Annotated in this window: 11 protein-coding genes; 10 read left to right on the top strand and 1 reads right to left on the bottom strand. The window is 62.2% G+C overall.

Translation table 11 applies throughout. The features are described 5' to 3' along the window. Positions 1 to 42: 42 nt before the first annotated feature. Entirely contained in the window at positions 43 to 864 is an 822-nt protein-coding gene (locus AD670_RS03330; protein ID WP_053128308.1) for an aldo/keto reductase, read from the bottom strand. 106 nt (positions 865 to 970) lie between these two features. Here AD670_RS03330 and AD670_RS03325 point away from each other — a divergent pair, with 106 nt between their 5' ends. The 10 genes from AD670_RS03325 (at position 971) to AD670_RS03280 (ending at position 14,108) form a co-directional block, all read left to right on the top strand. Next, complete coding sequence (locus tag AD670_RS03325; RefSeq protein ID WP_053128306.1) at positions 971 to 1,465, top strand: DUF1543 domain-containing protein; 495 nt, start codon at positions 971 to 973, stop codon at positions 1,463 to 1,465. A gap of 798 nt (positions 1,466 to 2,263) precedes the next feature. Further along, entirely contained in the window at positions 2,264 to 2,545 is a 282-nt protein-coding gene (locus tag AD670_RS03320) for a peptidylprolyl isomerase (protein WP_044274278.1), read from the top strand. Between the two features lie 130 nt (positions 2,546 to 2,675). Continuing rightward, positions 2,676 to 4,535 (top strand): extracellular solute-binding protein, encoded by a 1,860-nt coding sequence (locus AD670_RS03315; RefSeq protein WP_053128305.1) that lies wholly within the window; start codon positions 2,676 to 2,678, stop codon positions 4,533 to 4,535. Then, positions 4,535 to 5,596, top strand: coding sequence for a microcin C ABC transporter permease YejB (locus tag AD670_RS03310; RefSeq protein WP_053128304.1), 1,062 nt, complete (start codon positions 4,535 to 4,537; stop codon positions 5,594 to 5,596). Before AD670_RS03315 ends, AD670_RS03310 begins: the two co-directional genes overlap by 1 nt. Further along, entirely contained in the window at positions 5,596 to 6,618 is a 1,023-nt protein-coding gene (locus tag AD670_RS03305; RefSeq protein WP_053128302.1) for an ABC transporter permease, read from the top strand. Before AD670_RS03310 ends, AD670_RS03305 begins: the two co-directional genes overlap by 1 nt. A 10-nt stretch (positions 6,619 to 6,628) precedes the next feature. Then, positions 6,629 to 8,203 carry an ABC transporter ATP-binding protein gene (locus tag AD670_RS03300; protein WP_053128300.1) on the top strand — a complete coding sequence of 525 codons (1,575 nt, stop codon included), beginning with the start codon at positions 6,629 to 6,631 and terminating at the stop codon, positions 8,201 to 8,203. After that, on the top strand, positions 8,200 to 9,591 hold the full coding sequence (locus tag AD670_RS03295; protein ID WP_053128298.1) for a sigma-54-dependent Fis family transcriptional regulator: 1,392 nt from the start codon (positions 8,200 to 8,202) through the stop codon (positions 9,589 to 9,591). The genes AD670_RS03300 and AD670_RS03295 overlap by 4 nt, the downstream gene beginning before the upstream one ends. A gap of 292 nt (positions 9,592 to 9,883) precedes the next feature. Beyond that, positions 9,884 to 11,275 carry a GntP family permease gene (locus AD670_RS03290; RefSeq protein WP_053128296.1) on the top strand — a complete coding sequence of 464 codons (1,392 nt, stop codon included), beginning with the start codon at positions 9,884 to 9,886 and terminating at the stop codon, positions 11,273 to 11,275. A 7-nt stretch (positions 11,276 to 11,282) separates the two neighbouring features. Next, positions 11,283 to 12,056 (top strand): 3-hydroxybutyrate dehydrogenase, encoded by a 774-nt coding sequence (locus AD670_RS03285; RefSeq protein ID WP_053128294.1) that lies wholly within the window; start codon positions 11,283 to 11,285, stop codon positions 12,054 to 12,056. Positions 12,057 to 12,149: 93 nt separating this feature from the next. After that, entirely contained in the window at positions 12,150 to 14,108 is a 1,959-nt protein-coding gene (locus AD670_RS03280; protein ID WP_053128292.1) for an acetoacetate--CoA ligase, read from the top strand. The last annotated feature ends 66 nt before the right edge of the window (positions 14,109 to 14,174 follow it).

The following is a 14,174-nucleotide window of genomic DNA, read 5'->3' as shown; positions in this document are numbered from 1 at the left end:
CGCAGGGGAGGTGCCAGGGACGGCACCTCACCGGCCGGCCAACTACACCATCGCCAGGGGATGCTTGCGCTTGGGTGCGCCGAATACCCGATCAATGGCATCCAGGTCGTGCTCATCCAGCACCACCTTGGCGGCGCCCGCGTTAAGCCGCACGTGCTCCGGAGTTACCGCCTTGGGGATGGCGATCACACCGTCCTGGCGCAGCACCCAGGCCAGGGCAACCTGGGCAGGCGTGACCTCGTGGCGGCGGGCGATCTGTTTGAGGGTCTGGCTGGCCAGCAATTCACCACCCTGGGCAATCGGGCAGTACGCCATCAGCGGTAAATGGTGCTGTTGCCACCAGGGCAACAGGTCGAATTCGATCCCGCGCTCTTCAATGTTGTACAGCACCTGATTGGTCGCGCAGGCCGGGGATGCGAGTTCCTGCAGGTCGGCCACATCGAAATTGGACACACCCCAGCGGCCAATCTTGCCGGCCTCGCGCAGGCGCTCGAACGCTTCGACGGTTTCTTCAAGAGGGTACTGGCCACGCCAATGCAGCAGGTACAGATCAATGTAGTCCGTGCCCAGGCGCTGGAGGCTGGCTTCACAGGCACGGGGCACACCCTTGTGGCTGGCGTTGTGCGGGTAGACCTTGCTCACCAGGAACACTTGCTCGCGCCTGCCGCGAATGGCTTCGCCAACGACCTCTTCAGCGCCGCCCTCGCCATACATCTCGGCGGTGTCGATCAGGGTCATGCCCTCATCGATCCCCAATTGCAATGCTGCGACTTCAGCGCGGCGCTGGCCTGGGTCTTCGCCCATGCGCCAGGTGCCCTGGCCGATGACAGGGACGGGAACGCCTGCCAGATCAATGGTGCGCATGACAACCTCCTGATGAATTCGCGGATTAACAGTGTGGCATTGACCGGACAAAAGGGTTCAATCGAAGTATGGTTGCGCTTTGCCAAGTCGCCAGGAAGGACCTGCAATGCTGTTTGTCGTGATGCTCGGGGGCAAGCACCCACGGGCAAGAATTGAAGTTCACGATGTGGTGTTCGCCGTAGCGGACACGCTGGAAGGCACCTACCCGCAATTGCGTGAAGCTTGGTTCGGCAGCCCCAAGGGTGTGCATATCGATTCGTGGATGGCGGTGGATGGCGTCGACGGCTGGAAGGTCGAACTCAGCCACCTGGCCCCCGCTGCCGACGCCCATCACCTGTACTTCATCAACCTTGGCGGTTATGAAGCCAACAGCTTTGGCGAATCCCACCACTACCTGCTGGTGGTCGCCCGCAACAAACGGGAGGCGACCGGCAAGGGCAAGCAAAAGATGCTGCGCCATTGGTCCCAGGCCCACACGGACGGCGTACTGGATATCGACGACTGCCTGCCCATCGACCTGGTGGACGGCCGCTACCTGCACCTGGTGCAAGGTGACCATCGACCGATCATTCAGCAGAATGACTACATTGTCTTGAATTGATGAGGGCTTATTCGACCGGACATCAGATGACTTAGGTAATGTCAGACGTAACACTGCTGTTGCTGTTGCTGTTGCTGTTGCTGTTGCTGTTGCTCTGGCTCTGGCTCTGGCTCTGGCTCTGGCTCTGGCTTTTGATCTTGATCTCAGGCGCCCCATCAAACACGCTGGCCGAACGCAGGCTTGAATCCGTGGGTAACCCGGCAGGACGCCGGGTTAGCCGTCCTGGGCCAAGGATGGCCCATGACGGCGGCCCACGGATTCAAGCCTGCGTTCGGGCACACCGAGCCTAGGCGAGGTGCCGAGTGTTGGGGCGAGGACCTTTTGCTTACTTTTGGGTCCCTCCAAAAGTGAGCCGCTGTAAGAGCGGAACCATAGGTGGCCGTTACCGCAGCAACGGATATGTACTCGGTCTGATCCAACATCCTGGTCGGCTGTCAGGCCGCCATCGGGAGCAAGTCGAATCGTCGCACCGCCCCTCCCACATTTGATCTCCATACATCAGGTAGATACTAGTCTGCTCTGGATCTCACTCCATTACCGCAGCAACCGATATGCACTCGATCTAATCCAACATCCTGGTCGGCTGTCAGGCCGCCATCGGGAGCAAGTCGAATCGTCGCACCGCCCCTCCCACATGTGATCTCTATGCATCAGGTAGATACCAGTCTGCTCTGGATCTCACTCCATCACGCCAATACCCAAGCCCAACGCCCCAACCTGAACCCCAGCGGAACTTTGCCAGGAAATAACCGCCTGAATCCGGTACGCTCACCGTTTTTACTCAAGGAGTTAATCCCCATGGCCAAAGCCACCGCCCGTCACATCCTCGTTGCCACTGAAGACAAGTGCAACGAACTCAAGGCCCAAATCGAAGGCGGCGCCGATTTCGCAGAAATCGCCAAAGCCAACTCCAGCTGCCCATCCAGCCGCCAGGGCGGTGACTTGGGTTCGTTCGGTCCAGGCCAGATGGTCAAGGAATTCGACACCGTCGTCTTCAGCGCCCCGGTCAACACCGTGCAAGGCCCGGTGAAAACCCAGTTTGGCTACCACCTGCTGGAAGTCACCAGCCGCCAGGACTGATCCAGTCCGCGCTGCTGCTTGAAACAACGGCCCGCCTCTTGGTGGGCCGTTGTGCATGTGACGACTGGCGACGCTGATGCCGTTAGCGTACAAATCCCTATTCTTCTTCACCCGGCGTTCAAGGCTGACAATGCGATTGGCTTTTTCCAGACTGCTCAGTACCTCCCTGGCCTTGTTACTGGCCAGCAGCGCCGTGATCGCGGCGCCCCAACCGTCCATGACCGTGTACGGCGAACCGGCCAAGTATCCCGCCGGTTTCAGCCATTTCGACTACGCCAACCCCAACGCCCCCAAGGGCGGCAGCCTGCGGCGCTCGGCGCTGGAGATCGGACGTTTCGACCATGTGCTGCCGTATATCGACAAAGGCATCGGCGTCTCCCAGGTCGACGGCTGGCTGTATGCGCCCCTGGCCCTGCGCTCCCTGGACGAGTCCTATACGGTATATGGCCTGGTTGCAGAGAAGATGGAGCGCGCGGAGGACGGCCTGTCCCTGCGCTTCTTCCTCAACCCCAAGGCGCGTTTTGCCGATGGCAAGCCGATCACTGCCGAAGACGTGCGCTACAGCTTCGACCTGCTGATGACCCAAGGCAGCCTGCGCTTTCGCACGCTGTTCGCCGACGTCAAGCACGTCGAAGTCGAAGGCCCGCGCCAGGTCCGTTTTGATTTTTCCAGCAATGAAAACCGCACCCTGCCCCTGGATGTCGCGACCCTGCCGGTATTCCCCGAGCACTGGTGGAAAACCCGCGACTTCGCCAACGGCGGCGGCTACGAAGCCCCCCTGGGCAGCGGCCCGTACAAGGTCAGCAAGATCGACTCGGGCAGCACCATCACCTTTACCCGCGACCCTGACTGGTGGGGCAAGGACTTGCCCGTCAGCCGCGGCCTGTACAACTTCGATCACCTGAGCCTGGAGTACTTCGGCGACACCGAAGTGGCCCGCCAGGTATTGCGCGGGGGCGCCTACGACTTCAACCGTGAGTTCTCCGCCACCGGCTATTCCATCGGCTACAACGGCCCGGCCCTGGACGATGGCCGCCTGCAACGCGCGCACCTGGCCAAGGACATGCCGCAACCGGCCCAGGGTTATGTGTTCAACGTGCAAAAACCAATGTTCAAGGACCGCCGCGTGCGCCAGGCCCTGGCGATGCTGTGGGACTTCGAATGGGCTAACCGGCAGATGATGCGCAACCTGTACATCCGCCAGCAAAGCTACTTCTCCAATAGCCCGCTGGCCGCCACCCAGTTGCCCACCCCGCAAGAACTGGCGATTCTCGAACCCTTGCGCGGGCAGATTCCCGACGAGGTGTTCACCCAAGTGTTCAAGGCGCCAGTCACCGATGGCAGCGGCATTATCCGTGACAAGCAACTGCAAGCCCTGGCCCTGCTGGAAGACGCCGGCTGGAAGCCAGACGGCGACAAACTGGTCAACGCCGAGGGCGAGCCGCTGGAGTTCACCTTCCTCAATGCCCAGAACGGGCTGGAGCGCCTGTTGTTGCCGTACAAACGCAACCTCGCACAGATCGGCATCACCTTGAACATCCGCCGCATCGACTCTTCGCAATACGTCAACCGCTTGATGGCCCGCGACTACGACATGATCGTGACGGGCTTCCCGGTGACCACGTCGCCCGGCATGGAGCTGTACAACTACTTCGGCTCGACCGCCGCATTCGATCCGGGCGCCAACAACTACATGGCGCTCAAGGACCCGGCCGTCGACAGCCTGATCAAGGGCCTGGTCAAGGCCGACACCCAAGCGCAGATGCTCACCTATGCCCACGCCCTGGACCGGGTGCTGCAATGGAATTACCTGTGGATCCCCAATTACTACCCGCCCGGCACTTCCGCCGCCTGGTGGAACCGCTTCGGCCGCCCGGCCATCGAGGCCAGGAATGACGAAGCCCTGGAAACCTGGTGGGAAATCAGCCCTACTCCGCTGACGAATGAACAAATGAACGCCGAGTTGAAAAAACGCGCAGGAGCTCGCTGATGTTTGCCTATATCGTGCGGCGCCTGCTGCTGATCATCCCGACGCTGGTGATCATCCTGCTGGTCAACTTCGTGATCGTCCAGGCCGCACCCGGCGGGCCGGTGGAGCAAGCCATCGCTCACCTGCAAGGCATCGGCGGTGGCGCAGTCGGCGGCTCATCCGGCGACGCTGTCAGCAGCGGCTCCCGCGCCAGCCGTGGCCTGGACCCGAAACTGATCAAGGACATCGAAAAACAATACGGCTTCGACAAGCCCGCGCCGGAACGCCTGTGGCTGATGCTCAAGAGCTACGCCCAGCTGGATTTCGGCAACAGCTTCTTTCGCGGCGCCACCGTGATCGACCTGATCCTGGAAAAGATGCCGGTCACCATTTCCCTCGGCCTCTGGGCCACGCTGATCACCTACCTGGTGTCGATCCCCTTGGGCATTCGCAAGGCGGTGCGCCATGGCAGCAGTTTTGATGTCTGGAGCAGCACCGCCATTGTGATTGGCTACGCGATGCCGGCGTTCCTGTTCGCGATGTTCCTGATCGTGGTGTTCGCCGGTGGTACGTCATTGAACTGGTTCCCGGTGCGCGGGCTGGTCTCGGAAAACTTCGCCGAGCTGAGTACCGTGGGCAAGATCGCCGACTACTTCTGGCACCTGGTACTGCCGGTCAGCGCACTGGTGATCGGCGGGTTCGCCACCCTGACCATCCTGACCAAAAACTCGTTCCTCAATGAAATCACGCGCCAGTACGTAGTGACCGCCCGCGCCAAGGGCCTGAGCGAACGGCGGGTGCTGTACGGTCATGTGTTTCGCAACGCCATGCTGCTGGTGATCTCGGGGATTCCCCAGGCGTTTATCAGCGTGTTCTTTGCCGGATCACTGCTGATCGAAGTGATTTTTTCCCTCGATGGCCTCGGCCGCATGAGCTACGAAGCCGCCGTCTCCCGGGATTACCCGGTGGTGTTTGGCTCGCTGTTTATCTTCACGTTATTCGGGCTCTTGATAAAACTGATCGGCGACCTCTGCTACACCCTGGTGGACCCGCGTATCGACTTCGCCGCGAGGAACGCCTGATGCTTAACCTGTCTCCCGTGGCCCGTCGGCGTTTCGAACGCTTCAAGAAAAACCGGCGCGGCTGGTGGTCGCTGTGGTTGTTTATCGGCCTGTTTATCCTGACCCTGGGCGGCGAGTTGATCGCCAATGACAAACCCTTGGTGCTCAGTTACAAGAACGAGCTGTATTTCCCCGTCTTCAAGCGCTACACCGAGCAGCAGTTCGGCGGGCAACTGCCGTTCCAGGCCGATTACCGCAGTGACTACGTGCAAAAGCTGATCAAGCAGGACGGCGGCTGGATGCTGTTCCCGCCGATCCCGTTCAGCGACGACACGCCCAACTACGAACTGACCCGCCCGGCCCCCAGCCCGCCCTCGACGGTGAACTGGCTGGGCACCGATGACCAGTCGCGGGATGTGTTGGCGCGGGTGATCTTCGGCGCGCGGGTGTCGATCCTGTTTGCCCTGGCGCTCACCGCGATCAGCGCCGCCATCGGCATCGCCGCCGGGGCCTTGCAAGGCTATTACGGCGGCTGGGTGGATCTGCTCGGCCAACGCATCCTTGAAGTGTGGTCCGGGCTGCCGGTGCTGTACCTGCTGATCATCCTGTCGGGGTTTGTCGAGCCGAACTTCTGGTGGTTGCTGGGGATCATGGCGCTGTTTTCCTGGCTGGCCCTGGTGGATGTGGTGCGCGCCGAGTTCCTGCGCGGGCGCAACCTGGAGTACGTCAAGGCCGCACGGGCGCTGGGCCTGGGCGACGGCAAGATCATTCGCCGGCACATCCTGCCCAACGCCATGACCGCCACCTTGAGCTACCTGCCGTTTATCCTCACTGGGGCAATTTCCACCCTGAGCGCCCTGGATTTCCTCGGTTTCGGCATGCCTGCGGGCAGTGCGTCATTGGGCGAGCTGATTGCCCAGGGCAAGCAGAACCTGCAAGCGCCGTGGCTGGGCTTGACGGCGTTCTTCACCCTGGCGCTGATCCTGTCGCTGCTGGTCTTTATCGGCGAGGCATTACGTGATGCCTTCGACCCACGCTCATGAGTGACTGCATATGAACCTGATCGAAATCCGCGACCTCAGCGTCGCGTTCAGCGGCCAGACCGTGGTGCGCAACCTGAGCCTGGACGTCCGCCCCGGCGAGTGCCTGGCGCTGGTGGGCGAATCCGGCTCGGGCAAGTCGGTGACGGCGCACTCGATCTTGCAACTGCTGCCCGAAGCCGGCACGGACACCCGCGGCTCCGTTAAGTATCGCGGCCAGGAACTGATCGGCGCCTCGGCGTCGACCTTGCAGAAACTGCGCGGCAACCGCATTGCGATGATCTTCCAGGAGCCGATGACCTCCCTCAACCCGCTGCACAGCATCGAAAAACAGATCGGCGAAACCCTGCTGCTGCACAAGGGCCTGGGCGGCAAGGCGGCGCAGGCGCGCATCCTGGAATTGCTCGAACTGGTAGGCATCCAAAAACCTCAGGAACGCCTGAAGGCCTATCCGCACCAACTCTCCGGGGGCCAACGCCAACGGGTGATGATCGCCATGGCCCTGGCCTGTGAGCCGGAGCTGTTGATTGCCGACGAGCCCACCACTGCCCTCGACGTGACCGTGCAGCGCAAGATCCTGCTGCTGCTCAAGTCCCTGCAACAACGCCTGGGCATGTCGCTGCTGCTGATCAGCCATGACCTCAACCTGGTGCGCAGCATTGCCCAGCGCGTGTGCGTGATGCGTGCCGGTGAGATTGTCGAGCAGGCTGACTGCGAGACCTTGTTCACGGCGCCACAACATCCCTACAGCCGCCTTTTGCTGGACGCCGAGCCGTCCGGCGATGTGCTGTGCAGCGACCCACGGGAGACCGTGCTGGAAGTGAACGACCTGAGCGTGCAATTCCCCCTTGGCGGCGGCCTGTTCCGGCGCAAGACCTACCTGCGCGCCGTGGATGGCATCAGCCTCAGCGTGCAGCGCGGCAAGACCCTGGGGATTGTCGGCGAGTCCGGTTCGGGCAAGTCCACTCTCGGCCAGGCGATCCTGCGCCTGCTGGATTCCACCGGCAGCATCCGTTTCCAGGGCGAGGCCCTCGACCCGCTCAACCACAAGCAAATGCGCCCGTGGCGCAAACAGATGCAGGTGGTGTTCCAGGACCCCTACGGCAGCCTCAGCCCGCGTATGTCGGTGCAGCAGATCATCAGCGAAGGCCTGGAGGTGCATGCGCCATGCAGCGTGGCCGACCGCGATGCGCAAGTGATCCAGGTGCTCAGGGACGTGGGCCTCGACCCGGCCAGCCGCCATCGTTTCCCCCATGAATTCTCCGGCGGCCAGCGCCAACGCATCGCCATCGCCCGTGCGCTGGTGCTCAAGCCGGCGCTGATGCTGCTGGACGAACCCACCTCCGCCCTCGACCGCACCGTGCAGAAGCAGGTCGTGGCGTTGCTGCGCGAGTTGCAGGAAAAATACGGCCTGACCTACCTGTTTATCAGCCATGACCTCGCCGTGGTGCGCGCCATGGCCCATGACATGATCGTGATCAAGGACGGCAAGGTGGTGGAGCGCGGGCCGAGCCATGACGTTTTCGAAGCGCCGCAGCACCCGTATACCAAAGAACTCCTGGCGGCGGCCGGCGGGCTGTCGTCATGAGTACCAGCCTGACGGACTACCAACAGGTTCGCGGCCTGGCAATCCAGTCGCTGTTCGAGATCATCGAGCAGTCCAGCGAAGGCACGGTGATTGTCGATCGCGACGCCAATATCGTCTGGATGAACGAGCGCTACGCCAAGCGCTTCGGCCTCAACAGCGCCGATGAAGCCATCGGCCAGCCGTGCGAGCGGGTGATTTCCAACAGCCTGTTGCGCCAAGTGGTGCGCACTGACCGGCCGATTCTGCTGGACATCCAGGACACCCCCAAAGGCCCGTTGGTGGTGATGCGCCTGCCGATCCACAACGATGCCGGTGCCGTGATTGGCGCGATTGGTTTTGCCTTGTTCGATGAACTGCGCAACCTGTCGCCGCTGATCGAACGCTACCTGAGCATGCAGCAGGAACTGGCCTCCACCCGCTCGTTGCTGCGCTCACGCCAGAGCAAGTACAACTTCGCGCACTTTATCGGCACCAGCGCCGCCAGCCTGGAAGTCAAACGCCGTGCACGGCGCAGCGCAAGCGCCGAGTCGCCGGTGCTGTTGCTCGGTGAGACCGGCACCGGCAAGGAACTGCTCGCCCAGGCGATCCACGGCGCCTCACCGCGTGCGCACAAGGCCTTTGTCAGCATCAACAGCGCGGCGATTCCCCATGACCTGCTGGAAGCCGAATTCTTCGGCACCGCGCCGGGCGCCTTTACCGGCGCCGATCGCAAGGGCCGTCCGGGTAAATTCCAGATTGCCCAGGGCGGCACGCTGTTCCTTGATGAAATCGGCGATATGCCGCTGCCGCTGCAAAGCAAGCTGCTGCGGGTGTTGCAGGAAAAGGAATTCGAACCGGTGGGTTCCAACGAGATCCTGCACAGCGATGTGCGGGTGATCGCGGCAACCTCCATGGACCTGGAAGCGGCGATCAAGCGCGGTGAGTTCCGTGCGGACTTGTATTACCGCCTGAATGTGCTGCCAATCCAGGTGCCACCGCTGCGTGAGCGGCTGGAGGATATTCCGGCGCTGAGCGAAGCGATCCTGGAGGAGCTGCGCAGCCAGCATGAACTGGACCGCGAAGCCCTGGCGCTGTTGGCGCAACATGCGTGGCCGGGGAATATCCGCGAGCTGCGTAATGTGCTGGAGCGGGCGGCGTTGCTGAGCGATGACTTGGTGTTGAACGCTGAGGAGATTCGCACGGCGATTGGCACCTTCAGCCCGGTGGAACGCGGTGCGGTGGACACGGTTGAGGGTGAGACGTTTGCCGCGGCGCGGGAGCGGTTTGATCGGCAGGTGATTGCGGCGGCACTCAGGGCGTGTGACGGCAATGTGGTCGAGGCGGCCAGGCGATTGGGGCTGGGGCGGTCGACGCTGTACAAGAAAATGGTGGCACTGGGAATTGCCTGATCTCCAAACAGAGACAAAATTCTCCATAGAAAGACACTCCCTGTGGGAGGGGCTTGCTCCCGATAGCATCAGGTCAGTCAACACATTTACTGGCTGATGCACCGCTATCGGGAGCAAGCCCCCTCCCACATTTGGTCTTCATTTGTCTCTAAATTGAGACAGCATTCAAAAACACTCGAAAGAAATTAAAAAATATCTATATATTTCAATAGCTTGAAAACATGGCACACATCTCGCTATAGCCCTCCCCACCGCTTCACCCACAACAATAACAATCCGATGGAGACACACCATGAGTGTGATCATTGCCCTGGCAGCGCTCGCGTTGCTGATGCTGGCTGCCTACCGTGGCTATAGCGTTATCCTGTTTGCCCCCATCGCCGCCCTCGGCGCCGTGCTGCTCACCGACCCGTCCGCCGTCGCCCCTGCCTTTACCGGGGTGTTCATGGAGAAAATGGTCGGCTTTATCAAACTGTATTTCCCGGTGTTCCTGCTCGGTGCGGTGTTCGGCAAGCTGATCGAGCTGTCAGGCTTCTCGCGCTCTATCGTGGCGGCAGCGATCCGTTTGCTTGGCACGCGCCAGGCCATGCTGGTGATCGTGCTGGTCTGCGCCCTGCTCACCTACGGCGGCGTGTCGCTGTTTGTAGTGGTGTTCGCGGTGTACCCGTTCGCGGCGGAGATGTTCCGCCAGAGCAATATCCCCAAGCGCCTGATCCCGGCGACCATCGCCCTCGGTGCGTTCTCGTTCACCATGGACGCCCTGCCCGGCACGCCGCAGATCCAGAACATCATCCCCAGCACCTTCTTCAACACCACCGCCTGGGCGGCGCCGTGGCTGGGGCTGATCGGCACGATCTTCGTGTTCTGCACCGGCATGCTCTACCTGGCGCGCCAGCGCAACAAGGCACAACGCGCTGGTGAAGGCTATGGCACCGAACTGCGCAACGAGCCTGAGACCGCCGAAAACCTCACGCTGCCCAACCCGTGGATTGCGCTGTCGCCGCTGATCCTGGTAGGGGTGATGAACCTGCTGTTCACCCACTGGATCCCGCAGTGGTACGGCAAGACCCACAGCCTCAGCCTGCCGGGCATGAGCGCACCGGTAACCACTGAAATCGCCAAGCTCACCGCGATCTGGGCGGTGCAGGCGGCGTTGCTCGTGGGCATCATCATGGTGCTGGTGTTCGGCTGGTCAGCGATCAAAAGCAAGCTCGCCGAGGGCAGTAAAAGTGCGGTCAGCGGCGCCTTGCTAGCGGCGATGAACACCGCGTCCGAATACGGCTTCGGTGCAGTGATCGCCTCGCTGCCGGGCTTTCTGGTCCTGGCGGATTGGCTCAAGGGCATCCCCAACCCGCTGGTCAACGAAGCGATTACCGTAACCCTGCTGGCCGGCATCACCGGCTCTGCGTCCGGTGGCATGAGCATCGCCCTGGCAGCCATGTCCGAGAGCTTTATTTCGGCGGCCCATGCGGCCAATATTCCCCTTGAAGTGCTGCACCGGGTCGCGGCCATGGCCAGCGGCGGCATGGACACCCTGCCCCACAACGGCGCGGTGATCACCCTGCTGGCGGTGACCGGCCTGACCCACCGCGAAGCCTACAAGGACATTTTCGGCATCACGATTATCAAGACCCTCGCGGTGTTCGTGGTGATCGGTACTTTCTACGCCACCGGCATTGTGTGAGGTTTTCATGACGACTTTGAACGGCAAGACCGCCCTGGTTACCGGTTCCACCAGCGGCATCGGCCTGGGTATCGCACTGAGCCTGGCCAAGGCCGGTGCCAACCTGATCCTCAACGGCTTCGGCGACGCCAGCGCGGTGGTCGCCCAGGTGCAGGCGTTTGACGGCAAGGTCGGCCATCACCCGGCGGACGTCAGCGACCCGGCGCAGATTGCCGACATGCTCGCCTACGCCGAGCGTGAGTTCGGCGGCGTCGACATCCTGGTCAACAACGCCGGCATCCAGCACGTGGCGGCGGTGGAGGACTTCCCAGTGGAGCGCTGGGACTCGATCATCGCGATCAACCTGTCGTCGGTGTTCCACAGCACGCGCTTGAGCCTGCCTGGCATGAAGGCCAAGGGTTGGGGGCGTATCGTCAACATCGCCTCGGTGCACGGCCAGGTCGGCTCGGTGGGCAAGGCCGCGTATGTGGCCGCCAAGCACGGCGTGATCGGCTTGACCAAAGTGGTGGGCCTGGAGACCGCCACCAGCAACGTGACCTGCAATGCAATCTGCCCCGGCTGGGTGTTGACGCCGCTGGTGCAGAAGCAGATTGATGATCGCGTGGCCAATGGCGTCGATCCGCAGCAGGCGCAGCATGATCTGCTGGCGGAGAAACAGCCGTCGCTTGAGTTCGTGACGCCGTCGCAGCTGGGTGAGCTGGTGCTGTTCTTGTGCAGCGAGGCCGGTGCGCAGGTGCGGGGGGCGGCGTGGAACATTGATGGCGGCTGGCTGGCCCAATAAACCAGACACTGAAAATCAGTGTGGGAGGGGGCCCTCTCCCACATTTGACCTATGTTGACGGGTAGATTTTTACAAGAACAAGAGACCTTGCTGATGTCCGAGATCCTCTGGCAACCCTCCCCGGAACGCATCCGCAACACGCGGATGGACCAGTTTCGACGCTTTATCAATGATCGCCACGGCGTGCAGCTCGCCGACTACCCGGCCCTGCACCAGTGGAGCATCGACCAGCGCCCGGACTTCTGGCAGGCGATCGTCACGTTCTTCGAGGTGCAGTTTCGCAGCCCGCCCAGCGCGGTGCTGATCGAAGATGCCGAGATGCCCAGCGCCCAGTGGTTCCCCGGCGCGACCCTGAACTTTGCCGAGCACCTGCTGCGCCGTCGCGATGATCACCCGGCCGTAGTCGCGATCAGTGAAGACGGCCAGCGCGAACAACTCACCTACGCCGAGCTGGCTGCCCATGTCGCCGGCCTGCAAGACAGCCTGCTGGCGGCCGGTGTCGGCAGCGGTGACCGGGTGGCCGCCTGCATGCCCAACACCTGGCAAACCCTGGTCGGCATGCTCGCCACCACCAGCCTGGGCGCGATCTGGTCGTGCTCCTCACCAGACTTCGGCACCCAAGGTGTCATCGACCGTTTTGGCCAGATCGAACCCAAGGTGCTGATCACCTGCGCCGGGTACCGCTACGCCGGTAAAACCATCGACCAAAGCGCCAAGCTCAATGAGATCCTCGAACGCCTGCCGTCCCTGGAACAATTGATCATCGTCCCGTATGCACGGCCCCAGGCATGCGTCGAGGACTATGAGACCCAGGCCCGCGTCGCGCTGTGGAGCGACTTCTACCAACCCGGCGGCGAGCCTGAGTTCGTCGCGGTGCCGTTCGATCACCCGCTGTATATCCTCTATTCCAGCGGCACCACCGGCGTGCCCAAATGCATCATCCACGGCACCGGCGGCGTGCTGCTTACCCACCTCAAGGAACACGGCCTGCACGCGGATCTGTCTCGCGAGGACTGCCTGTTCTACTACACCACCTGCGGCTGGATGATGTGGAACTGGCTGGTCTCGGTGCTGGCAATCGGCGCCACGGCGGTGCTGTATGACGGCTCGCCGTTCCACCCCGGCCCGGAACGCCTGATCGACCTGATCGACGCGGAAAAGATCAGCGTGTTCGGCACCAGTCCCAAGTTCCTCGTCACCCTGGAAAAGGCCGGGCTGCAACCGCGCCTGAGCCATGACTTGGGCAGCCTCAAGGGGCTGATTTCCACCGGTTCGCCGCTGTCGCCCCAGAGCTACGACTACGTGTACCGCGAGATCAAGGCCGAGCTGTGCCTGTCCTCAATGTCTGGGGGCACCGATATCGTCTCCTGCTTTGTGATCGGCAACCCGGTGTTGCCGGTGCGGCGCGGGGAAATGCAGTGCAAGAGCCTGGCGATGGCCATCGAGGTGTGGGACGACCAAGGCCGGCCGTTGGTCGGGGAAAAAGGCGAGTTGGTGTGCACCCGGCACTTTCCGGCGATGCCCATCGGCTTGTGGAACGACCCGGGCCGGCAGAAGTTGCGCGCCTCGTATTTCAGTCAGTTCCCCGGCGTATGGGCCCAGGGCGACTACGCCGAGCAACGCGCCAACGGCAGCCTGCTGATTCACGGCCGCTCCGACGCGGTGCTCAACCCGGGCGGCGTGCGCATCGGCACTGCGGAGATTTATCGACAGGTGGAAAAAGTCCCGCAGGTGCTGGAAAGCCTGGCCATCGGCCAACGCTGGCGGGACGATGTGCGGGTGGTGCTGTTCGTGCGCCTGGATGACGGCGTGATGCTGGACGACGCCCTGGAGCAACACATCCGCCAGGTGATCCGCGCCAACACCACGCCGCGCCATGTGCCGGCGAAAATCCTCGCTGTCAGCGATATCCCCCGCACCATCAGCGGCAAGATCGTCGAACTGGCGGTGCGTAACGTGGTGCACGGCGAGCCAGTGAAAAATACCGACGCACTGGCCAATCCGCAGGCGCTGGAGCAGTTCCGCGACCGCCCTGAACTGGCCGAGGGATGAAAGGTTTCAGCCCTGAAGCACTCATTTGAAGACAAACCCCCAATGCATGCTATTTTTCGAGGGTAG

The organism is Pseudomonas sp. MIACH, from assembly GCF_001269925.1.
Lineage (GTDB): Bacteria > Pseudomonadota > Gammaproteobacteria > Pseudomonadales > Pseudomonadaceae > Aquipseudomonas.
The sequence above is the reverse complement of the archived record's forward strand: the minus strand, read 5'-3'. Positions and strand labels throughout refer to the sequence as shown.

Bases quoted from the DNA above. Each gene is read 5' to 3' on its own strand.
- AD670_RS03290 (WP_053128296.1), top strand. From the start codon at position 9,884: ATGAGTGTGATCATTGCCCTGGCAGCGCTCGCGTTGCTGATGCTGGCT.
- AD670_RS03315 (WP_053128305.1), top strand. From the start codon at position 2,676: ATGCGATTGGCTTTTTCCAGACTGCTCAGTACCTCCCTGGCCTTGTTA.
- AD670_RS03310 (WP_053128304.1), top strand. From the start codon at position 4,535: ATGTTTGCCTATATCGTGCGGCGCCTGCTGCTGATCATCCCGACGCTG.
- AD670_RS03285 (WP_053128294.1), top strand. From the start codon at position 11,283: ATGACGACTTTGAACGGCAAGACCGCCCTGGTTACCGGTTCCACCAGC.
- AD670_RS03330 (WP_053128308.1), bottom strand. From the start codon at position 864: ATGCGCACCATTGATCTGGCAGGCGTTCCCGTCCCTGTCATCGGCCAG.
- AD670_RS03295 (WP_053128298.1), top strand. From the start codon at position 8,200: ATGAGTACCAGCCTGACGGACTACCAACAGGTTCGCGGCCTGGCAATC.
- AD670_RS03300 (WP_053128300.1), top strand. From the start codon at position 6,629: ATGAACCTGATCGAAATCCGCGACCTCAGCGTCGCGTTCAGCGGCCAG.
- AD670_RS03280 (WP_053128292.1), top strand. From the start codon at position 12,150: ATGTCCGAGATCCTCTGGCAACCCTCCCCGGAACGCATCCGCAACACG.
- AD670_RS03320 (WP_044274278.1), top strand. From the start codon at position 2,264: ATGGCCAAAGCCACCGCCCGTCACATCCTCGTTGCCACTGAAGACAAG.
- AD670_RS03305 (WP_053128302.1), top strand. From the start codon at position 5,596: ATGCTTAACCTGTCTCCCGTGGCCCGTCGGCGTTTCGAACGCTTCAAG.
- AD670_RS03325 (WP_053128306.1), top strand. From the start codon at position 971: ATGCTGTTTGTCGTGATGCTCGGGGGCAAGCACCCACGGGCAAGAATT.